Origin of the sequence: Mycobacterium gallinarum (assembly GCF_010726765.1) — a bacterium.
Lineage (GTDB): Bacteria > Actinomycetota > Actinomycetes > Mycobacteriales > Mycobacteriaceae > Mycobacterium > Mycobacterium gallinarum.
The window spans coordinates 4,802,710-4,823,994 of sequence record NZ_AP022601.1 but is presented as its reverse complement, the minus strand read 5'-3'; the positions used below and the strand labels follow the sequence as shown (position 1 = coordinate 4,823,994).

The following is a 21,285-nucleotide window of genomic DNA, read 5'->3' as shown; positions in this document are numbered from 1 at the left end:
CGACCTCACACATAGCTACAGGTGACGCACGGCGAAGGGCCGAAAGGCACTCTGAATAAAGCTATTTCATCGATTCGCCGCCGAGGCTGGACTCAACCCACCAAGACCCGCAACTTGTCGGCCGTATCGGTCACGGCTACCGGGATGAAGGTCACGACGCGCAGGTTCGGATGGTCCGAGGGCGCCAGGATGTGTTGCTCCATATAGAGATCACCCACGTCGGGGTGGTGGAAACGACGCTCGCGCGACGGCATCGTGTCGATGTCGAAGCTCTCCCAGGCCGTTCGGAACGCGTCGCTGGTCTGCAGGAGCCGTGCGACTAGGTCCGCGAACGGCGGCTCGTCCAACCGCGTACCGGCTTCGGCCCGAAATGACGCGACGTTGTACATGCCGGTCCGTTCCCAGTCCGGTATCAGCGCGCGCAGGTACGAATCGGTGTAGAGCAGCCATAGGAAGTTGCGATCGGCGACGGCGACTCGTGCGATGTTCGGATACACGGATTCGTATGCGGCGTTCCAGGCCAATACCGTCCAGTCGGTGGCAACCGCCATCGCCGGAAAGTCGGCGCAGGCTTCCAGCAGACGCTGTACGTCAGCTGGGACGGTGACAGGAGTCGGTTCCGCTGTGGAATGCGGCGGGCTGTACCCGGCCAGGGCCAACAGGTACACGTGTTCGGTGTGCGACATCCGCATCGTCCGCGCGAGCGAGTCGAGAACCTGGCGTGACGGGGTGACGTCGCGTCCCTGTTCCAGCCACGTGTACCAGGTGACACTCACGCCGGCCAGAAAGGCCACCTCTTCACGACGCAGCCCAGACGTCGTCCGTCCAGTGCGAGGCATGCCCAGTTCTGCGCGCACCAGGTTCCTCCGGCGGGCTCTGAGGAATTGGCCGAGCATGGCCGCGTTGTGCTTCACGGGTGCGCCTAACCGAGGGTGGCGGAACACGATGTCGATGTCCCTGTGTTCACAATGGCTTGTCGTCTGGAACTTGGCGTCCCCGCTGCCGTCCGTCTTACCTACCCGCTAGCTGGAATCGGCCCGCAATCGGCCCAGCTCGGCGCTGGTAGTTCCACTACTAGCGGAGCCACTACCTGCCACTGCGCCTCGGGCGATGCCATCGTCGAAGTATGACGACAGCCGCAGCGGCAGATGGGATGCAGGCGCTCTACACCGAGCATGCCGCCGCCCTGTGGCATTACGCCTGGCGATTGACCGGCGATCGATCCCGCGCCCAAGACGTGGTGCAGGAGACGCTACTGCGCGCCTGGCAGCACCCGGAGGTGACGAACGACAGCGAGCGGTCGGCACGTTCATGGCTGTTCACTGTCGCCAGGAACATGATCATCGATGAGAGTCGCTCCCTACGCTCCCGCCGAGAGGTGAGCGCGCTGGACGATTCGGGCACTCCCGAGCGGGCCTGCCCGGACGACGTGGATGCCGCTCTGGATCGACTGTTGATCAACACCGCGTTGGCGCGACTGACGCCGGAACACCGTGCGGTGGTTCACCGCTCGTACGTCATGGGTTGGACAACGGCGGACATCGCCGCCGACCTCGGGATCGCCGAGGGCACCGTGAAGTCGCGACTGCACTACGCGCTGCGCGCCCTACGGCAGACAATGCGCGAAATGGGCGTCACACCATGATCTTCACGGCGGCGGACTGAACCGCCGCGGTGATGGCCCCGACCAACCGGCTGTCGAGCTTCCAGCACTGCCAGAACAGCGGGACGTCGAGGTGAGCGTCGACCACGCGAACGAAAGATCCGTCCGACAGGGCGGGTGCGGCCAGATTCTGCGGGAACATCCCCCACCCGAGGCCCGCCCGCACGGCGCTCCCGAACCCTTCAGCCGTCGGCACAAAATGCTGCGGACGAGTGATGTCGCGACGGAACACCCTGCGCACCAACATGTCCTGCAGGGCATCGTCTCGATTCCACGCCAGCGACGGTGCTGCCGCCACGGCGCGAGCCGTGAAACCCTGGGGCAGATACCTTTCGATGTACCGCGGGGCTGCGACGGCTACGTACCTCATCACGCCTAGCGGCAATACTCGGCAACCCGTTACCGGCGTGCGCTCGGTCGTCACCGCCCCCATCACCACACCCTCGCGCAGCAGTCGCGCCGAATGATCCTGGTCCTCGATGCGGATGTCGAACAGCACCCCCTCGAGCGTGTCGAGCACACCGGTGAACCACGTCGCCATAGAATCGGCGTTGACAGCCAACGCAATACGTGGAGAGGACCCGTCACCCCCGGCCATCTCCGCGAGAGTCTCGGCCTCCAGCAGCGCGGTCTGCGCAGCCAACCGCAACAGTGGAACGCCGGCGGACGTTGGCACACAGGGCTTCTCCCGCACCACCACCACCTGTCCCACCCGCTGTTCCAGCGCCTTGATGCGCTGGCTGATCGCCGACGGTGTGACGTGGAGCTGGGCCGCTGCGGCATCGAACGAGCCGTGCTCGATGACGGCCGCGAACGCCGCCAGCTGCTGGCCGTCTATCTGCACTAGGCCGATGCCTCCGTTTCGGGCCTGGGCTTGTGGCCCAGGTACACCACCACGACGGCGGCGGCCAGCGACAGGATCCCGACCACCCACATCGCGGCCTTGGCGTTGCCGGTCAGATCGGTCAGCCACCCGGTGATGTACGGGCCGCCGAAGCCACTGAGGTTCCCCAGCGAGTTGATCAGCGCAATACCGCCCGCCGCGGCGACCCCGGTGAGGAACGCGGACGGCAGCGCCCAGAAGACGGGCAGGGCACACATGACCGAGCATGTCGACAGGGTGACAGCGACCATCGCCAGGTAGGGATCGGTCATGTAGAGCGCGACCGGGATGGACACCGCTCCGACGATCGCAGGGATCGCGACGTGCCACACCCGCTCGCCGGTCCGGTCGGCGTGGCGGGCCCATGGCACCATCACGATGGCAGCGACGACGTAGGGCACGGACGTCACGAGGCCGCGCTCGATGATGCTCAGGTGGGTGCCGTACTGCTGCTGGAATCCGGCGACGATGGTGGGGAGGAAGAAGCCCACCGCGTACAGGCCGTAGGTGATGCCGAAATAGATGAACGCCAGCAGGAGGATTCTCGGGTGACTGAGCGCCTTCTTGAGCGGCCAGTGCTGGCCGGTTTCTGCCATTGACCGTTCGACATCCAGAATGCTTTCCAGCCAACCTTTTTCGTCGTGCTCGAGCCACTCGGCCTCGGCAGGCCGGTCGGTCAGGTAGAACCAGCAGACGAACGCGAGAATGACGGCGGGGATGCCCTCGACGAGGAACATGAACCGCCAGCCGTCGAGGCCGAACAGAACGCCGTGCCCCCACTCGATGATCAGCGAGGACAGTGTGGAACCGACGGCGGTTGACACCGGCACTGCCACCATGAACAACGAAATGGCCTTGGAGCGGTGCCTTTCCGGGAACCAGAAGGTGAGATAGAGGATGATTCCCGGGAAGAAGCCCGCTTCTGCCACACCGAGCAGGAAGCGCAGGACGATCAGGGTTTCCGCGTTGGGCACGAATGCGATTGCGCTGCTGATGATTCCCCACGTCAGCATGATGCGTGCGAGCCAGCGGCGGCCGCCGAACTTGTGCAGCGCGATATTGCTCGGCACTTCGAGCAGCAGGTAGCCGATGAAAAAGATGCCCGACGCGAAGCCGAACATCTTGGCGCTCATCGCGAGGTCTTCGTTCATGCCGTTGGGGCCGGCGAAGCTGATGTTGACGCGATCGAGGTAGTTGACAAAGTAGAGGAGAATCAGGAACGGGAGCAGGCGACGGGTGACCTTCACCATCGTCTGCTGACCCAGGGCCGAATCGGGGAGGTGGGTGGTCATCGTTGCCCCTTCTGCGCAGGTCCGACGCAATGGAAGCAGATTAGCGACGCCTCGCGGGGCTGAACTGGGGCTTCTGTGGGTTCTCGCACCGATCCCAGGGCCCTGCGTGGCCGCGGGGCTGCCGTCGACCACGCCCTGAACAGCGATGTGGGTCATGGCAGTATCGCTGTTGGCTCCGTGCCAGTGCTTGACTCCGGGGTCGGTCCAGATGACGTCGCCGGCGGCGATGTTCTGTCGTGCGCCGCCCCACTCCTGCACCCAACCTCAGCCCGCGGTGACAATCAGCGTTTGTCCGGCGGAGTGGCTGTGCCACGCGGTCCGCGCGCAGGGTGTGAACGACACCTCGGCCGAGCTGAAGTCGCGGGCGGCATTGGGCTCGAAGAGCGGTCTGACGCTCACCTCGCCGGTGAAGGTCTCCGCCGGGCCGGCGGCTGCGGGGCGCTGATCATTCCGCGAAATCTCGACGCCGGCGCCCTCGGCGGCAGACGATTCCGCCTTCCACATTTCGGGGGCACGACGGCGGCCAGGACGGCGCTCTGCTGGGCGGCTCACGCAGCTTCGATGACGGCATCGAAACCGTCGAGCTTCTCCAGGAAAGACAATTGGGCGGCGTCGAACCGACCGATGCGGACGATGCCGTTCCAGTAGCCGACGTCGCCGTAGTACAGAACCAAATCCTGCGAAGGTGCGTAGTAGCCGATGTCACCAATCTGGGGATCGTCACCGGCGGGCACCCCATCCATCGTGAGCGGTCGCGGAAGTCTGGCGATCTTCTCCACTGCGTTGAGATCCCTGAACGACAGGGTCATCGGTAGCTGCGCGGCCAGTTCGATCGCAGTGGGGTTGTCGGCGAGCTGCGCTGCGATCCGTTGACCGCCGACCTCTAGCCGAATGCCGGCGACCGGGATCTCGCCGATGACCGGGGCCTGTGAGTCCTCTTGTTGCGAGGCAACACCTGTCGCCGATATTGGGGTGTTATCGGTTTCGGAGTTCGAGCACCCGATAGCGAGAAGCGATAGCGAAAGGAGCACCCAGCCAGTTCCTTTCATGATGGAGCACCAACGTCGGAGTCAGAGGTGGTGCTCGCCCAAGAGGCAAGCAGGTCGAGGGCGTGCGCGGTCGGTGAGGCGGGTTCGGCCACGTAGATGGTTAGGGTCAGGCCCGGGTCGGCGATCATATCCACGCCTTCGTACGCCAACTCCAAGTCCCCGACGACGGTGTGGTGGAAATGCTTGACCCCCGCGCCGTGCAGACGCACGTTGTGCGAACTCCATCGACAGCGGAATTCCGCACTGCGGGTCGATAATTCACCGACGAGGTCATGTAGGGCCTTGTCATGAGGGTCCCGACCAGCCTCGGTGTGCAGGATCGCCACGCAGGTATCTGCGGCCGTCTCCCAATCTACGTAGAAACGCTGCGCGTCATCATCAAAGAACGTGTACCTCGCGAAGTTTGGAACGTCGCCCGGTTCACGCTCGTACAGCGAAGAATGCATCGCCCGGCCCAGAAAGTTCGTGGCCAGCAGGTCCATCCGTCCGTTGCGGATGATGGCCGGCGGCGCGATCCCGTCAAGCACCCATTGCAGCGCGGGTCTCGGGGTCCAACGTGTGCCGGGACGGCGGCGCGGGCGCATCCCGGCATTCGTTCCGTCCGCGGCGTGTGCGAGGTGAAAGAGGTGCGCGCGTTCGGCGTCATCGAGCTGCAGAGCCCGGGCCAGCGCGTCCAGTACCGACGCCGACACACCGCCGAGCGCACCGCGTTCCAGCTTCGAGTAGTACTCGATGCTCACACCGGCCAGCGACGCGACCTCCCCGCGGCGCAAACCAGGCACGCGCCGCTGCCCGGCGACGGGGATGCCGGCCTGCTCCGGAGTGATCTTCGCTCTCCGCGAGGTCAAGAACTCGCGGACCTCGGCTCGGTTGTCCATGCCATCGACGGTACGTCGGCAGCCCTCGATGAGGGATGCACTCTGAGTACACCTCTGCTCAGTGACTCCCTCACGCCGTCTAAACGGCGTTTCCTGGATGTCAGTCGAACGAAGGAAAACAAGATGAACCCGACATACGACTTCACCGGGCAGACTGCGTTCGTCACCGGCGCCGCGTCAGGAATGGGCCTGGCCACCGCCCGCGCATTCGCGCGATCGGGCGCAACGGTAGCGCTCGCCGACATCAACGAGGCGGCGGCCAAGGAGGCCTCCGAGGCCCTTGTCGCCGACGGATTCGACACGATAGGCCTCGGCTGCGACGTGTCCGACGAAGACAACGTCGCCGCAACGGTCGGCCAAGTGGTGCGCAAGTACGGACGTCTCGACATGGCGTTCAACAACGCCGGCATTCAGGTGCCGCCGAGCGACGCCGCGGACGAACCGGCCGAGACGTTCGATCGAGTCAACGCCATCAACCTGCGCGGGGTGTGGGCATGTATGAAACATGAACTGGCGCAGATGCGCAGCCATGGCAGCGGAGCCATCGTGAACTGCTCGTCACTCGGCGGACTCGTCGGAATTCCGGGGCGCGCCGCATACCACGCCTCCAAGCACGGTGTGATCGGCCTGACCAGCAGCGCGGCCCTCGAATACGCCCCGCGAGGTGTCCGCATCAATGCGGTGTGCCCCGGCACCATCGCCACGCCGATGGTGACCGACATGATCGACAACGGCGAATTGGACCGCGCCGAAGCCATTGCGAATCAACCGATCAACCGGCTCGGCGAGCCGGAAGAGATCGCCTCCGCGGTGCTGTGGTTGTGCAGTCCCGGCGCCGCCTTCGTCGTCGGAGTCGCGCTACCGGTCGACGGCGGCTACACCGCCCGATGACCCTTTCCTCCTTTCCCGCAACAATATTCGCCAACTACCTCACATCATCAGGAGAACAAAAATGAGCACGACATCCGATCTGCCGACCTCGTCGCACACCGCCAGGCGCCGTTTTCGGCCTGCCCTCGGCGCGGCACTAACAGCGTTCGGCGTGATCGCGCTGACCAGTTGCGCCCCGTCGTCCGGCGAGATGACACAGGGCGACAGCGCCGTATCCCAAGCGGGAACCTGGGACAAGACATTCCCTCAGAGTGACCGCGTCGACGTCGAGAAGGTCACCTTCGACAACCGACTCGGCATCAATCTCGTCGGGGATCTCTACATCCCGAAGAACATCGACCGCGCCGTGCGACACCCCGCGATCATCGTGGGTCACCCCTACGGAGGCGTCAAAGAGCAGTCGTCGGGACTGTACGCCCAGCAGATGGCCGAAAGGGGCTTTGTCACACTGGCATTCGACGCATCCTACGGCGGTGAGAGCGGTGGGTCACCGCGCAACATCGCGTCGCCCGAGGCCTTCACCGAAGATTTCAGCAGCGCCGTGGACTACCTCGGGACGAACTCTTTGGTCGACAGAGACCGCATCGGAGTCATCGGCGTGTGCGGCAGCGGAAGCTTTTCGCTGAGCGCTGCAGCCGCCGACCCACGCATCCGTGCGTTGGCCACCGTCAGCATGTATGACATGGGACGAGCGATGCGGCAAGGTCTCAACGACACCGTTCCCGAGGAGCAGCGCCAGCAGACGCTCAGGCAGGTCGCCGACCAACGCTGGGCCGAAGTCGACGGTGAGCAGCCCCAGATGGTGCCTGGGACGCCGGTGGAGTTGACCGATCAATCGACCGCGGTCGAGCGCGAGTTCTTCGATTACTACCGGACTCCCCGCGGCGAACACCCACGCTCGACAACGGCGTTCACGCTGACAAGTAACCCGGCGATGAACGGCTACTACCCCTTCACCCAAATAGCGTCCATCTCGCCGCGGCCCCTGCTGTTCATCGCCGGAGAGAAGGCTCACTCGCGGTACTTCAGCGAGGACGCCTTTGCCCGCGCTGCAGGACCGAAGGACCTCGTCATCGTGCCCGGCGCGGGGCATGTCGACCTCTACGACCGTATCGAAATGATCCCGTTCGACACGCTTACTGAGTTCTTCGCCGAAAAGCTCGGCTGACGTTTAAGGGAGCGGCCGTGCAACTGTGACAGCAACGGTTGGCGGACATTAGCATATCTAATGCAGATGAAGAATCATTAGCTGTACTGATTCGGCCAGGATGCCTACCGTCGTATCCATGGACTCCCCGCTGATCGTCGGCTTCCTGGCCTCCCTGACGCTGATCATCGCGATCGGCGCGCAGAACGCCTTCGTGCTGCGCCAGGGCATCCGCGGTGAACATGTGGCCGCGGTGGTGGCGGTGTGCGCGGTATCCGACATCCTGCTCATCACCGCGGGCATCGCCGGCGTCGGCGCCCTCATCGCCGCACACCCCGGCGCGCTCGACATCGCCCGGTTCGGTGGCTCCGCGTTCCTGATCGGATATGGAATGCTCGCGGCCGGGCGCGCATGCCGGCCGTCCACACTGACGGCCTCGGAGAAGGGGCCGGCGCGACTCCTCGAGGTGCTGGTCACCTGCCTCGCGCTGACGTGGCTCAATCCGCACGTCTATCTCGACACGGTGATTCTGCTGGGCACCCTGGCCAACGAGCACAGCGAGCAGAGGTGGCTGTTCGGCGTCGGTGCGGTCACCGCGAGCGTCGTCTGGTTCGTCAGCCTCGGACTCGGAGCGCGGCGCCTGTCCGGACTGTTCGCCACACCACTTACCTGGCGGATCCTCGACGGGCTGATTGCCGTCACTATGACCGGACTCGGTGTGTCGTTGATCTTGTCCTGAAATAATCCGCGTATGACGGCAGCCGAGCCAGCGCTGGGTTTGCGGGACCGCAAGAAAATCCAGACTCGAGACACCATCCGGCGCGAGGCCATGCGGCTCATCAAGGCCAACGGTTACGCGAACACCACGATCGAACAGATCGCCGCCGCAGCGGATGTCGCACCGAGCACCTTCTTCCGCTACTTCCCCACCAAAGAGTCGGTGCTGATTGCGAACGACCTGGACCAGGTGACCATCGACGCGCTTGCCGGGCTGCCGTCAGACATGCCACGGTTCGCGGCATTTCGGCGCTCACTCGAGATCACTCTGGCCGCGGTGACCGCGGCCGAGTGGCGATTCGAACGCGCCCGGCTGCGACTGGTCCTTTCGGTGCCGGAACTCAAAGCCGCCCAGCTGGACGAGTACCGGCACACCGTCGAGCGACTCGCCGAGTCAGAGGCACAGCGCACCGGTCGCGACCCACAGGATCTCGAGGTCCGTGTGTTCGTCGGGGCATTGTCCGGCGGGTTGATGGCCGCCCTGGACGGCCATCTGTCCGAGCTGACCGACCGGATGCAACGGACCCTGGACCTACTCGAAGCTGCGATGGTGATCCGTCCGAAATGATGTACCGGCCACGTAGAACACGGGACTTCACGAAAGCGGGTATGTAGCCCAGATGACCGCGACGAGAAAGTCCGTATTCATCACCGGTGCTGCGGCCGGAATCGGGAGGGCGACCGCACTGACGTTCGCCCGAAACGGGTTCCTCGTCGGCGGCTTCGACATCGACGAGGTCGGACTCAAGTCGCTCGCCGACGAGATCGACCAACGCGGAGTCGGGCGGGCGATCATCGGGCACCTCGACGTCACCGACCCCGACGAAATGGCCCAGCGGGTCGCCGAGTTCGCGAAGGCGGCGGGTGGCCGCCTCGACGTGATGATCAACAACGCCGGCATTCTTCGCGCAGGCCGGTTCGAGGAGATGGACCTCGGCGGTCATTTCAAGGAGATCGACATCAACACCAAGGGTGTGGTGAACGGGCTCTACGCCGCGTTTCCCTACCTGCGAGCCACGCGCAACTCGGTCGTCGTCAACCTCGCCTCCGCTTCGGCGATCTACGGGCAGGCTGAACTCGCCAACTACAGCGCGACCAAGTTCTTCATCCGCGGCATCACCGAGGCGCTGGACATCGAGTGGAGCAGGTACGGCATCCGGGTGATCGCGGTCTGGCCGCTGTTCGTGAACACCGCGATGACCGACGACCTCAAAACCGGGACCACCGAGTCGCTCGGCATTCGGTTGACCGCGCAGGACATCGCCGACGCCATCACCGCGGCGGTCGACCCGCACTGGTTGCGCCGCGCCATCCACCAGGTGCACTTCCCCGTCGGCTCCCAGACCAAGGTCTTGGCGGCCGGCTCCCGATTCTCACCCGGCTGGCTCACCCGTCTGGTCAACAAGAGATTGGCGCATTCCTGATGTTCAAGATGACCGTCGAAGAGGTCTTCGCCATCAAGAATCGGGGCGTGGTCGCGACCGGCCGCGTCGAAAGTGGAACGCTGCGCGTTGGCGACACCGTACAGATCAACGGGGGTCCCGGGGTCAAGGTGACCGCGATCGAGAAGTTCCGCAAACAGCTCGACGAGGCGAGCGCCGGCGAGAACGTGGGCGTGCTGATGAAGGGGATCGAGCGCAAAGATCTCAACCGTGGCGACGTCCTCACCTCGTCGTCGTCGGCCTCGTCGTCGGGGTATTACGAGGTCCCGCCCATCTGAGCCCGTCTAAATCGCGCTGAGCGCAACCGCTGATCTAGCGCGCGGTTCGGCATACGGTGCCGCTCATGAACGAGGATTGGCTCGCCGTCATCGCAGGCCTGGCTCTGCTGGCTCTTGTGCTCGTCGGTGCGATTCCGGGCAGCGTGATCCCGTGACAGAAACCAAGACCAAACCCGAGGTCCGCGCGTCCGGGATCGGGTACGCGGTCGCCGGGGTGCTGGTTGTCATCGCGCTGGGCGCCGCGACGCGATTCCTGGAGCAGGAAGTTCCGCAGTGGGCGGCAGGAACTCCGTTCGCAAAGGTCGCGAAGTCCATCGAATTCCCGGTCTATGCCATCGCTTTGGGCTTGATCGGCAACTTCGTGCTGTCCAAACTCGCCTTGCGGGACGCGCTGGCACGGGGGTTCCGCACGGAGTTCTTCATCAAGACCGGTCTGGTGCTGCTCGGTGCGTCCATCAACCTGAAGGTGCTCGTCACCGCGGCAGGGCCGGCGATCATCCAGGCGTTGCTGTTGATCACCATCGTGTTCGGCTTCACCTGGTGGCTGGGCGGAGTCCTCAAGCTGGAGGACAAGCTGCGCGCACTGTTGGCGTCTGCGGTGTCGATCTGCGGTGTGAGTGCGGCTATCGCGGCGGCCGGTGCGGTGCAGGCGAAGAAGGAGCAGCTGGCCTATGCCGCTTCCCTGGTGATCGTTTTCGCGTTGCCGTCGATTTTCCTACTCCCTTGGCTCGCAGACGTTTTGAACCTTTCCGATGCGGTTGCGGGCGCCTGGATCGGCGGCAACATCGATACCACGGCGGCCGTCGCCGCCGCGGGAGCCATTGCCGGTGAGGACGCCCTGCAGATCGCGACCATCGTGAAGACCACGCAGAACGCGTTGATCGGTGTCGTCGCGATCGCGTTGACCGCGTATTTCGCGTTGAAGGTGGAGCGCAAGTCGGCTTCCCAAGAAGGTGAAGCGGCGCGTCCGATCCTTTTTCAGTTCTGGGAGCGTTTCCCGAAGTTCGTGCTGGGATTCATCGCCGCGTCGATCATCGGCACGTTGTTTCTGCAGTTGGGCGGCGACAAGTCCGCGATCACGACGGTCAACGATCTGCGCACCTGGTTCCTGATCTTCGCGTTCGTCGCGATCGGCCTGGAGTTCTCGCTGAAGGGCCTCAGGGAGGCGGGCTGGCGGCCCATCGCGTTGTTCGCCTCGGCGACGGTCGTCAACATCGTCGTTGCGCTCGGCCTGGCCGTCGTGTTGTTCGGTAGTTTTCAGGTGAGTTAGCTACTCTCGCCGGGTGCGTGCTTCGTTGTCCCGGCGGAGTTTCCTGGCGTTGACTGCCGGAGCGGCGGCGGCCTTCGCGGCCGCCTGCGAATCGAAGCCCGGCGAGGTCGCCGACGATGGTTCGGTCACCGTCAAGCACGTGTTCGGCGAGACCAAGGTCCCGGCGCCGCCCAAGCGGGTGGTCAGCGCGGGCCTCACCGGACAAGACGACCTGCTCGCCGTCGGCGTCGTGCCGATCGCGGTGACGGACTGGTTCGGGGGCGAGCCGTTGGGCGTATGGCCATGGGCGCAATCGAAACTCGGCGGTGCGCAGCCGGTGGTGCTGAACCTCGTCGACGGCATCCCGGTCGACCAGATCGCCGGACTGCAGCCCGATCTGGTCATCGCCACCAATGCCGGCCTCGACCGCGACACCTACAACCGGCTGACGGCCATCGCCCCGACGATCGCGCAATCGGGTCAGGACGCGTTCTTCGAGCCGTGGAAGGATCAGGCGGGCGCCATCGGCCAGGCGGTGTTCAAGCACGACGAGATGCAGGCGCTGATCGCCGCCGTCGACGAGCGATTCGCCGCCGCGGGTTCGAACAATCAGCGGTTCGCCGGCACGCGGGTGCTGCTGCTCGAAGGCACGCTCGGTCCGGACGGACCCACGGTGATGTCCCCGGACTGGCGCAGTGAATTCCTCACGAAGATGGGCTGCGCCGTCGCCGAGAACATCGATTCGGCCGACGTGCTGATCTGGACCACGGAAAGCGACGAACAGCAGGCCGCCCTGCTCGCCGATCCGGCCGTGGCGAAACTGCCCGCCACCCGGAATGTGTTCACCGGTAAGGAACTCGGGGGTGCCATCGCCTTCGCCTCGACCCTGTCCTATCCGGTGGTCGCCGACCAGCTGCCGGCCCACATCGCCAGGGCGATCGCCTGACAAGATGTTCCGGTGACCGCCACCAGCACAGAGTCCGAGCACCGGGGTTTCGCACTCACGGGTTCGGCCTACTATCCCGTGCTCGTCGCGATCTTCACCGGCCTCGTGCTCATCTCCAACGTGTCCGCCACCAAGGGCATCGCGTTCGGACCGATCATCGGCGACTGGTCGCTGATCACCGACGGCGGGTTCATCGTGTTCCCGATGACGTACGTGATCGGCGACGTGTTGTCCGAGGTGTACGGCTTCCGGGCCACCCGCAAGGCCATCTACATCGCCTTCGTCATGGAGGCCATCGCCGCGTTCACGTTCTGGCTCACCGCCTACCTGCCCGCGGCTGACTTCTACACCAACCAGGCGGCGTTCGAGGCAGTCGTCAAGCCGTTCACGCAGTTGATCATCGCCGGGCTCGCGGGCTTCATCGTCGGGCAGACGCTCAACGCGTGGGTGGTCGTCAAGATCAAGGAACGGACCAAGGAGAAACACCTGTGGGCCCGGTTGATCGGGTCGACGATCGTCGGCGAATTCGCTGACACCGTGGTGTTCTGCACCATCGCGGCAGGCGCGATAGGCATCAGCACATGGGGCGACTTCCTCACCTACGTAGCGCTGGGCTGGGTGTACAAGACCGTCGTCGAGATCCTCGTGCTGCCCATCACGTACCGGGTGATCGCGTACATCAAGCGCCGCGAGCCGACGTATCGGCCCGCCGTGTGAGGCTTCGTTAAAACTCCTCTGGCAAGGCTCATAGAGCGCGCATAGCAGTTGCTACTCGCGGGTAATTTGGGTCCATGAGCGTGACAGTGGATCTCATGGACGCCAACGCGACGGGTGCGGGTCCCGCCAAGATCCGCGACTACGGGGATCGGGCCCTGCTGCTGGAATTCGACGGGACCGACGAAGTGCTGGCGTGGTCAGCGGCGATCCGTTCTGCCGAACTGCCGGGGGTGCTCGACATCGTTCCTGCCTCGCGCACCGTGCTGATCAAGCTGGCCGGTACCCGGTACCAGGGCCCCACCCGGCAGCGACTGGGCAAGCTGGACGTCGTCGCCGCATCGGAGTCGGCCGAGCCTGCCGGTGCGGTTCAGATCGACGTTCACATCGACGTGGTCTACGACGGTCCCGATCTCGACGACGTCGCGCGGCTCACCGGAATGAGCGCCGATCAGGTCGTCGCGGCGCATACCGACGCACCGTGGCGCGTCGGATTCGGCGGCTTCGCACCGGGTTTCGCATATCTGATCGGGGGGGATGCACGACTCGAGGTCCCCCGGCGGGACGAGCCGCGCACCAAGGTCCCGGTCGGGGCGGTGGGTCTCGCCGGCCAGTTCAGCGGGGTTTATCCCCGCGAGTCTCCCGGCGGCTGGCAGCTGATCGGACGCACCGCCGACGGTCAGGCGGCGCTGTGGGATGTCGAACGTGATCCGCCCGCGCTGCTGATACCGGGCATGTGGGTGCAGTTTCGAGCGGTGGGTTAGGAGGCCGAGTCATGGGCGCCACACTCGAGATCCTGCATTCTGGTCCGCTGTCGCTGATCGAAGATCTGGGCCGACCGGGTCTGGCTCACATGGGGGTGAGCAGGTCCGGTGCCGCCGATCGCCGCTCCCACACCCTGGCGAACCGGCTGGTGGCCAATCCGGGAGAGCTGGCCACCATCGAGGTGACGTTCGGCGGCCTGACGGCGCGTGTGCGCGGCGGGGACAAGAAAGGCGTCGCCATCGCGGTCACCGGAGCCGACACCGACCCGGCCGTCAATGGAGTTCCGTTCGGCACGAACAGCATTCACTTTGTGCGCGACGGCGAGGTGATCACGCTCGGCGCACCGCACTCGGGCCTTCGGACCTATCTGGCCGTCCGCGGCGGCATCGACGTCGAGCCCGTGCTCGGCTCCCGCTCATACGACGTCATGTCGGCCATCGGGCCGCTGCCCCTTGCGCCGGGTGACGTCCTGCCTGTCGGCGAGCACAGCGACGAGTTCCCCGAGCTGGATCAGGCACCGGTGGCCCCGATCGAGGATGACGTGCTCGAACTGATGGTGGTGCCGGGCCCGCGCGACGACTGGTTCGTCGACCCCGATGTGCTGATCCGCACCAACTGGCAGGCCACCAACAAGAGCGACCGCGTGGGGATGCGGCTGGTCGGGATGCCGCTGGAATATCGGTGGCCCGATCGCCAGCTGCCCAGCGAGGGCGCGACGCGCGGAGCAATTCAGGTGCCGCCGAACGGTTTCCCGGTGATCTTGGGCCCTGACCATCCAGTCACCGGCGGATACCCGGTGATCGGCGTGGTCGCCGACGACGACATCGACAGGGTCGCCCAAATCCGGCCCGGGCAGACGGTGCGCATGCACTGGACGCGACCGCGCAGGCCATTCGAAGGCAGCCCATAGGACGCTCACTGCTGGTAGAACGGCAGTGTGCACGCGCACAGCTCGAGCGTCGCTCATCTGCGGGAGGACCCGTTTCCTCGCGTGCACTGCGCCCGCCTGATCCACACCTCCGATCTCGACAACGAGACCCGCGAGGACGCGCGCCGAATGGTCACCGACGCGTTCGGCGGCGAGTTCACCGACGCCGACTGGGAGCACTCGCTGGGCGGTATGCACGCGCTGATCTCCGATCACGGCGCGTTGATCGCACACGCGGCGGTGGTCCAACGGCGGCTGCTGTACCGCGGTACCGCGTTGCGATGCGGCTACGTCGAAGGTGTCGCGGTGCGCGAAGACCGGCGCGGCCAGGGCCTGGCCAGCGCCGTCATGAACGCCGTGGAACAGGTGCTGCGCGGCGCGTATCACCTCGGCGCGCTGAGCGCGTCGGATGCGGGCAGACACATCTATCCGGCCCGCGGTTGGCTGCCGTGGCAGGGCCCGACGTCGGTACTGGGGCCCGCCGGAGTGACGCGGACCCCGGACGACGACGGCTGCCTGTTCGTCTTGCCGATTGCTCTGCCTGACGGCGGTGAACTGGACCGCACCGCGGAGATCACCTGCGACTGGCGTGACGGCGACGTCTGGTAGCCGCGCTCACACGCACACGACCCGCCGCGTGAGCGTAATTTCACGGTGGGGTCACCACGACGCATTGCTGGGCAATAAAGCCCCTCTAACTTGGTGTTATGCATTGCCGACGAGCCGCGACATGTCCAGGCAATGACCAAGTAATCGCCTGGAAACATGACGTGAATAGACAGGTGACATGAGTGAGCCTGACTGGGCACCGCTCACCGGGTTTCGGGTGGCGGTGACCTCCGCCCGGCGTGCCGAGGAGCTTGGCACGCTGCTGGAACGCCGCGGCGCGACCGTCACCAGCGCGGCAGCGATCACGATGGTGCCGCTGCCCGACGATGAGGCGCTGCGCGCACACACCGAGGCGCTGATCGATGCACCGCCCGACATCGTGATCGCCACCACCGGCATCGGATTCCGCGGTTGGATCGCGGCGGCCGACGGCTGGGGGCTGGCGAACGACCTGACCGCCGCGCTCGGGAATGCCCGCATCGTGTCGCGCGGGCCCAAGGCGACGGGCGCTCTGCGCGCCGCCGGGCTGCCCGAGGAGTGGTCACCCGAGTCGGAATCGTCGCGAGAGGTGTTGCACTACCTCGTCGAGGGCGGCATCGCCGGGAAACGCATCGCGGTGCAACTGCACGGCGCCACCGACGACTGGGATCCGTTTCCGGAGTTCCTCGACGAACTGCGCGCCGCCGGCGCTCAGGTGGTGCCGATCCGGGTCTACCGCTGGCATCCCGCACCGCGCAACGGTGAATTCGATCAATTGGTGATGGGCATCGCGGACGAGAAGTTCGACGCGGTGAGTTTCACCTCGGCGCCGGCGGTCGCGTCGGTACTCATGCGTGCGGCCGAGTTGGGGATCGAGGATCGGCTGCTCGCCGCGCTGCGCACGAATGTGCACGCGATGTGCGTCGGGCCCGTGACGGCGCGGCCACTGGTCCGGCTCGGTGTGCCTACATCGGCACCGGAGCGAATGCGGTTGGGCGCGTTGGCCCGCCACATCACCGACGAACTCCCGCTGCTGTGCGCGCGCACCACCCGGGTGGCCGGCCACGTGCTCGAGATCCGCGGCACCTGCGTCCTCGTCGACGGGGAGGTCAAGGCGGTTTCACCGGCCGGGATGGCGACGATCCGGGCGCTTGCGCATCAACCCGGCGCGGTGGTGTCACGCCACGCGCTGCTTTCGGTGCTGCCCGGCAGCGGTACCGACACCCACGCTGTGGAGACGGCCGTGTTGCGGTTACGAACTGCCTTGGGAGACAAGAACATCGTATCGACGGTCGTCAAGCGGGGGTACCGACTGGCCGTCGACGAGGACTTGGTGCACGCACGATGAGACACGTGCTCGTAGCACACGGCACTCGTAAGCGCACCGGTGTGGAAATGATCGGTTCGCTGGCGGATCGGGTGACGGCCGCGTTGAGAACCCCGGTTCACGTGGCCTTTGTCGATGTGCTCGGCCCGACGCCCGCCGATGTCCTCCGCGGACTCGCGGGACCGGCCGTCGTCGTTCCGGCGTTCCTGTCGCGGGGCTACCACGTCAACGCCGACATCCCGACGCATGTCGCGGCGAGCGGGCATCCCGACGTGACGGTCGCTCAGGCGCTGGGACCCAGTCCCGAGATCGCGCGCGTGCTTGCGGATCGACTCATCGAAAGTGATTGGCGTCCAGGCGACTCCGTGATTCTGGCGGCGGCGGGAACATCGGATCCGGCCGCCCGCAGCGACCTTCACAAGATGGCCGCATGGGTGTCGGCGCTCACGAGCTCCCGCGTTGAGCTGGCGTTCGCCGCGACGGGTGAGCCGGCCGTTGCCTGCGCGGTCGCCCAGCTCCGCGACCGCGGCGCCAAGCGCGTCGTCGTGGCGTCATACCTGTTGGCGGACGGACTCTTTCAGGATCGGCTGCGAAACAGTGGCGCCGACGCCGTCACCGATCCGCTGGGCGCCCACCCGGCGACGGTACGGTTGATCGCGAGCAGGTTCCGGCGCGCCCGGTTACCGATCGCGGCGTAGCGGGGTCTTTGCCTTCGGAAGGAGCCAACGAACCCTGGGTTTGTCGCCACCGCCGCACGGGTACGTGCGCCTCATGATCAAGCATGCCACCGCCGCCATCGCCTTATTCGCCGCGCCCGTAACCATTTTGAGCGGCTGCGCGAACGAGTCCTCCGACAGCTCTTCGACGACGACCACTTCCGGATCGGCGTCCGGCGCACAGACGCTGACCACCCAGCTGAAGTCGACCGACGGCGAACCCGTCGCCGACGCGACGATCGACTTCACCAGCGGATACGCCACAGTGACCGTCGAAACCATCGGAACCGGAATCCTCTCGCCCGGCCTGCACGGCCTGCACATCCATGCGGTCGGCACGTGCGAAGGCGACTTCATGTCCGCGGGCGACCACTTCCAGGCGCCCGGGCGTACCGGCGAGCCCGCGAGCGGAGATCTTCCGCCTCTGCTCGTGCGCTCGGACGGAGCCGGCAAACTCGTCGCCACCAGTGACGGCTTCACCGAGGACCAACTCAAGGGTCCAGGCGGCTCGGCGATCCTGCTACACCAGGACGCCACTTCCGACCAGCGCATCGCCTGCGGCGTACTCAGCCCGGCGAGCACCACCAGTACCTCCGTGTCGACCTCGACGTCGACCTCGACCGTCACCACGACCGCAGTTCCGCCGGCCACCGTCACCGAGACGACATCTCCGGCCCCGGCCGAGTCCACCACGAGCGTCGCCCCCGGCACGAGCACCAGCACCGTCACCGTGATTCAGCCTCCGCAGATCCCGGAGATCACCGTGCCTCCGCTGCCCGGCACCGGAGGCTGATCCGCCCCGGGGTCAGGAGCCGATCTCGACCTGACCGTCAGCAGTGATGCGCGTCGGGTAGACCGGCAGCGCGACGTTCGCATCGTCGAGACAGACACCGTCGTCGAGGCCGAACGCCTGCTTCTTTATCGGCGACTGCACGGTTGCGCGGCCGCCGCGGTCACCGACGATTCCGCGTGAGATCACCGCGGCGCCGGAGAACGGGTCGATGTTGCCGACCGCGTGCAGAGTGCCGTCGTCGAGCCGGAACAGCGCCGCCTGCGTACCGTCGGACAGCAGCACGCCCACACCGCGGTTGGGGATCAGGTAGTCGTAGGGGCAGGCCACGGTCCATACCTGGATGTCATTGAGAAGACTCATCTTTGGGGTACCTTCGGCATTCCGATGGGCACGATGCGCCCAGACTGTTCGGTGAACTCGATCGTCGGATCCGCGACCTCGGGGGCGTTGACGAACGACACGAAGCGCGACAGCTTGTTGGGGTCCTCGAGCACACCCTTCCACTCGCACGAGTAGCCCTCGACGTGGCGGGCGATGGCCTCTTCGAACTCGGCGGCCAGGCCAAGCGAGTCGTCGCACACGACGTCACGCAGATGCTCCAGCCCGCCGTCCAGCGACTCCAACCACGGTGCGGTGCGCTGCAATCGGTCGGCGGTACGGATGTAGAACATCAGGAAACGGTCGATGTAGCGGATCAACGTCTCGTCGTCGATGTCGCTCGCGAGCAACTGTGCGTGCCTCGGCGACATGCCGCCGTTTCCGCAGACGTAGAGGTTCCAGCCGTTCTCGGTCGCGATGACGCCGACGTCCTTGCTCTGGGCTTCCGCGCATTCGCGCGCACAACCCGACACCGCCATCTTGATCTTGTGTGGTGCACGCAGGCCGCGGTAGCGCTTTTCGATCTCGACCGCCATGTCGACCGAGTCCTGCTGGCCATATCGGCACCATGTGCTGCCGACACAACTCTTCACCGTGCGCAACGCCTTGCCGTAGGCGTGGCCCGATTCCATGCCGCCGTCCACGAGTCGCCGCCAGATCTCGGGAAGCTGATCGACCCGCGCACCGAACATGTCGATGCGCTGTCCGCCGGTGATCTTGGTGTAAAGGTTGAAATCGCGGGCGATCTCGCCGATCAGGATGAGCTGTTCGGGCGTGATCTCACCACCGGGCGATCGGGGCACGATCGAATAGCTGCCGTTGCGCTGGATGTTGGCCAGGAAGTGGTCGTTGGAGTCCTGCAACGAGGCCTGCTCACCGTCGAGGATGTGGTCCGAGCTCGTGGACGCCAGGATGGAGGCGACCACGGGCTTGCAGATGTCGCAGCCCTTTCCGGTGCCGAAGCGTTCGATCAGCGCCGAGAACGTCCGGATCGATGTAGCGGTGACGATCTCGAAGAGCTCTGCGCGCGAATGGCTGAAGTGTTCACACAACGCCTTGGACTGTTCGACGCCCTCGGCCTCCAACAACTGTTTGAGCAAGGGGACGCACGAACCGCAGGACGTACCGGCGAGCGTGCACTTCTTCAGCTCGGGCACATCGCAGCAGCCACCCGCGATGGCGGCGGTGAGATCGCCCTTCGTGACGTTGTTGCACGAGCAGATCTGCGCGGCGGCCGGTAATGCGCCGACGCCCAGTCCCCCGCCGCCGTCTGATCCGGCGGGCGCGATCAGCGCGAGCGCGTCGCCGGGCAGTTCTTCGCCCACCATCGGCCGCAGCACGCCGTACGCCGACGCGTCCCCGACGAGGATGCCGCCGAGCAGCGTCTTGGCATCGTCGGAAAGCACCAGCTTGGCGTAGGTCTGGTTGACCGCGTCGTTGATCGCCACCTCGAGACAGTCCGGGGTGGTACCCATCGCATCGCCGAAGCTGGCGACGTCGACCCCAAGCAACTTGAGCTTGGTCGACATGTCGGCCTCGCCGAACTCCGCGCCGCCACCGACGAGGCGGTCGGCCACCACCTCGGCGCTGGTGTAGCCCGGACCGACCAGGCCGTAGCAGCGGCCGTTGATCGCCGCGACCTCGCCGATCGCGTAGATGTTGGGATCGTCTGTGGCGCAGGACAGGTCGGTCAGGACACCGCCACGTTCGGCGATCGCAAGGCCTGCATCGCGGGCCAGCTCGTCCCGGGGCCGCACGCCGGCTGCGAAGACGATCACGCCGGCGTCGATGAACGACTCGTCACTCAGCGTGACCCGCATCGAATCGTTTTCGGCAGAACGGCGCACCGGTCGGTTTCGTTGTGCCGGAGCGATATTGGCGGTACCGACGCCGGTGTGCACGGTGATGCCGAGGTCGCTGATCATCCGGCCCAGGAGGGCGCCACCCGCTTCGTCGAGCTGTTGGGCCATCAGGCGCGGCGCCATCTCGACGACGTGCGCGTGCAGCCCGAAAGAGCGCAACGCGTTGGCGGCCTCCAGACCCAGCAGACCTCCACCGATGACCACCCCGACCGGGGCGCCCGCGTCCTTCGTGCGCTCTGCGCTGTCTCGGATCGCATCGAGATCGTCGAGGGTCCGGTACACGTGGCAGGCCGGTAAATCGCGTCCGGGCACCGGGGGAACGAACGCATAGGAACCGGTGGCCAGCACGAGCGCGTCGTAGTTCACCCGCCCGCCATCTGCCGTCAGCACCGACTTGGCGTCGCGGTCGATGGCCGTCACCCGGCTGCCCAGCCGAGTCTCCACCAGGTCGTCGTCGGGATAGGTATTGCCGGGCAGAGCCAGCAGCGCGCGATTCCAGTGTTCGGTGTATCCGGTCAGCCCGACACGGTCGTAGGCGGCGTCGGCCTCCTCGGCGAGCACCGTCACCCGCCATTCACCGGCGCTGTCGCGCGAACGCAACGCCTCGACGAACCGGTGGCCAACCATGCCGTGGCCGACGACCACGACGTTCTTTGAAGACATGACGTGAGGCTAGGCAGCCGATATTGCCGCTATGTCGCCTTGTGTGAAGCGGCCAT

24 protein-coding genes are annotated in these 21,285 nt (G+C 65.7%); 16 read left to right on the top strand and 8 right to left on the bottom strand.

What is annotated here, in order from left to right; all coding sequences use genetic code 11:
• Positions 1 to 92: 92 nt before the first annotated feature.
• Complete coding sequence (locus G6N42_RS23790) at positions 93 to 914, bottom strand: helix-turn-helix transcriptional regulator (RefSeq protein ID WP_163733739.1); 822 nt, start codon at positions 912 to 914, stop codon at positions 93 to 95.
• Positions 915 to 1,126: 212 nt separating this feature from the next.
• Here G6N42_RS23790 and G6N42_RS23785 point away from each other — a divergent pair, with 212 nt between their 5' ends.
• Positions 1,127 to 1,645 (top strand): sigma-70 family RNA polymerase sigma factor, encoded by a 519-nt coding sequence (locus G6N42_RS23785; RefSeq protein ID WP_163733736.1) that lies wholly within the window; start codon positions 1,127 to 1,129, stop codon positions 1,643 to 1,645.
• Here G6N42_RS23785 and G6N42_RS23780 read toward each other — a convergent pair.
• The 5 genes from G6N42_RS23780 to G6N42_RS23760 all read right to left on the bottom strand — a co-directional run bounded on the left by G6N42_RS23780 (position 1,635) and on the right by G6N42_RS23760 (position 5,765).
• Positions 1,635 to 2,507 carry a LysR family transcriptional regulator ArgP gene (locus G6N42_RS23780; protein ID WP_163733734.1) on the bottom strand — a complete coding sequence of 291 codons (873 nt, stop codon included), beginning with the start codon at positions 2,505 to 2,507 and terminating at the stop codon, positions 1,635 to 1,637. The genes G6N42_RS23785 and G6N42_RS23780 overlap by 11 nt on opposite strands.
• On the bottom strand, positions 2,507 to 3,838 hold the full coding sequence (locus G6N42_RS23775; protein ID WP_163738076.1) for an MFS transporter: 1,332 nt from the start codon (positions 3,836 to 3,838) through the stop codon (positions 2,507 to 2,509). Before G6N42_RS23775 ends, G6N42_RS23780 begins: the two co-directional genes overlap by 1 nt.
• A 264-nt stretch (positions 3,839 to 4,102) precedes the next feature.
• Positions 4,103 to 4,390, bottom strand: coding sequence for a cupin domain-containing protein (locus G6N42_RS31060; protein ID WP_197905552.1), 288 nt, complete (start codon positions 4,388 to 4,390; stop codon positions 4,103 to 4,105).
• Entirely contained in the window at positions 4,387 to 4,887 is a 501-nt protein-coding gene (locus G6N42_RS23765; RefSeq protein ID WP_163733731.1) for a cyclophilin-like fold protein, read from the bottom strand. Before G6N42_RS23765 ends, G6N42_RS31060 begins: the two co-directional genes overlap by 4 nt.
• Positions 4,884 to 5,765: a helix-turn-helix transcriptional regulator gene (locus G6N42_RS23760; RefSeq protein WP_163733728.1), complete on the bottom strand. Its 882-nt coding sequence runs from the start codon at positions 5,763 to 5,765 to the stop codon at positions 4,884 to 4,886. The genes G6N42_RS23765 and G6N42_RS23760 overlap by 4 nt, the downstream gene beginning before the upstream one ends.
• A gap of 123 nt (positions 5,766 to 5,888) precedes the next feature.
• Here G6N42_RS23760 and G6N42_RS23755 point away from each other — a divergent pair, with 123 nt between their 5' ends.
• The 15 genes from G6N42_RS23755 (at position 5,889) to G6N42_RS23685 (ending at position 18,326) form a co-directional block, all read left to right on the top strand.
• Entirely contained in the window at positions 5,889 to 6,656 is a 768-nt protein-coding gene (locus G6N42_RS23755) for an SDR family oxidoreductase (RefSeq protein ID WP_163733726.1), read from the top strand.
• Between the two features lie 61 nt (positions 6,657 to 6,717).
• A complete protein-coding gene (locus G6N42_RS23750) occupies positions 6,718 to 7,824 on the top strand; it encodes an alpha/beta hydrolase (protein ID WP_197905551.1) in 1,107 nt (368 codons plus the stop codon).
• Between the two features lie 118 nt (positions 7,825 to 7,942).
• Positions 7,943 to 8,542, top strand: coding sequence for an L-lysine exporter (lysE, locus tag G6N42_RS23745; protein WP_163733723.1), 600 nt, complete (start codon positions 7,943 to 7,945; stop codon positions 8,540 to 8,542).
• A 12-nt stretch (positions 8,543 to 8,554) separates the two neighbouring features.
• A complete protein-coding gene (locus G6N42_RS23740) occupies positions 8,555 to 9,148 on the top strand; it encodes an acyl-CoA-like ligand-binding transcription factor (protein ID WP_163733719.1) in 594 nt (197 codons plus the stop codon).
• 52 nt (positions 9,149 to 9,200) lie between these two features.
• Positions 9,201 to 10,004 (top strand): SDR family oxidoreductase, encoded by an 804-nt coding sequence (locus G6N42_RS23735; protein WP_163733716.1) that lies wholly within the window; start codon positions 9,201 to 9,203, stop codon positions 10,002 to 10,004.
• Complete coding sequence (locus tag G6N42_RS23730) at positions 10,004 to 10,300, top strand: EF-Tu/IF-2/RF-3 family GTPase (RefSeq protein ID WP_163733714.1); 297 nt, start codon at positions 10,004 to 10,006, stop codon at positions 10,298 to 10,300. The genes G6N42_RS23735 and G6N42_RS23730 overlap by 1 nt, the downstream gene beginning before the upstream one ends.
• A gap of 151 nt (positions 10,301 to 10,451) precedes the next feature.
• Positions 10,452 to 11,570, top strand: a complete 1,119-nt coding sequence (locus tag G6N42_RS23725; protein WP_163733711.1) for a YeiH family protein — start codon at positions 10,452 to 10,454, stop codon at positions 11,568 to 11,570.
• Positions 11,571 to 11,583: 13 nt separating this feature from the next.
• Positions 11,584 to 12,495 (top strand): ABC transporter substrate-binding protein, encoded by a 912-nt coding sequence (locus G6N42_RS23720; RefSeq protein ID WP_163733705.1) that lies wholly within the window; start codon positions 11,584 to 11,586, stop codon positions 12,493 to 12,495.
• 12 nt (positions 12,496 to 12,507) lie between these two features.
• The gene (locus tag G6N42_RS23715; protein ID WP_163733703.1) at positions 12,508 to 13,212 is read left to right on the top strand and encodes a queuosine precursor transporter; all 705 of its coding nucleotides are present in this window, start codon (positions 12,508 to 12,510) and stop codon (positions 13,210 to 13,212) included.
• 74 nt (positions 13,213 to 13,286) lie between these two features.
• Complete coding sequence (locus G6N42_RS23710; RefSeq protein ID WP_163733700.1) at positions 13,287 to 13,973, top strand: 5-oxoprolinase subunit B family protein; 687 nt, start codon at positions 13,287 to 13,289, stop codon at positions 13,971 to 13,973.
• Between the two features lie 11 nt (positions 13,974 to 13,984).
• A complete protein-coding gene (locus tag G6N42_RS23705) occupies positions 13,985 to 14,884 on the top strand; it encodes a 5-oxoprolinase/urea amidolyase family protein (RefSeq protein WP_163733697.1) in 900 nt (299 codons plus the stop codon).
• Between the two features lie 57 nt (positions 14,885 to 14,941).
• Positions 14,942 to 15,511, top strand: coding sequence for a GNAT family N-acetyltransferase (locus G6N42_RS23700; RefSeq protein WP_163738071.1), 570 nt, complete (start codon positions 14,942 to 14,944; stop codon positions 15,509 to 15,511).
• 178 nt (positions 15,512 to 15,689) lie between these two features.
• Complete coding sequence (locus tag G6N42_RS23695) at positions 15,690 to 16,838, top strand: uroporphyrinogen-III synthase (RefSeq protein ID WP_163733694.1); 1,149 nt, start codon at positions 15,690 to 15,692, stop codon at positions 16,836 to 16,838.
• Positions 16,835 to 17,515, top strand: a complete 681-nt coding sequence (locus G6N42_RS23690) for a sirohydrochlorin chelatase (RefSeq protein WP_163733690.1) — start codon at positions 16,835 to 16,837, stop codon at positions 17,513 to 17,515. Before G6N42_RS23695 ends, G6N42_RS23690 begins: the two co-directional genes overlap by 4 nt.
• A gap of 73 nt (positions 17,516 to 17,588) precedes the next feature.
• Positions 17,589 to 18,326 carry a superoxide dismutase family protein gene (locus G6N42_RS23685; protein ID WP_174262148.1) on the top strand — a complete coding sequence of 246 codons (738 nt, stop codon included), beginning with the start codon at positions 17,589 to 17,591 and terminating at the stop codon, positions 18,324 to 18,326.
• Positions 18,327 to 18,338: 12 nt separating this feature from the next.
• Here the strand turns inward: G6N42_RS23685 and nirD are convergent, their stop codons facing one another.
• A complete protein-coding gene (gene nirD / locus G6N42_RS23680) occupies positions 18,339 to 18,686 on the bottom strand; it encodes a nitrite reductase small subunit NirD (protein WP_163733687.1) in 348 nt (115 codons plus the stop codon).
• Entirely contained in the window at positions 18,683 to 21,229 is a 2,547-nt protein-coding gene (gene nirB / locus G6N42_RS23675) for a nitrite reductase large subunit NirB (protein WP_163733685.1), read from the bottom strand. The genes nirD and nirB overlap by 4 nt, the downstream gene beginning before the upstream one ends.
• Positions 21,230 to 21,285 lie beyond the last annotated feature (56 nt).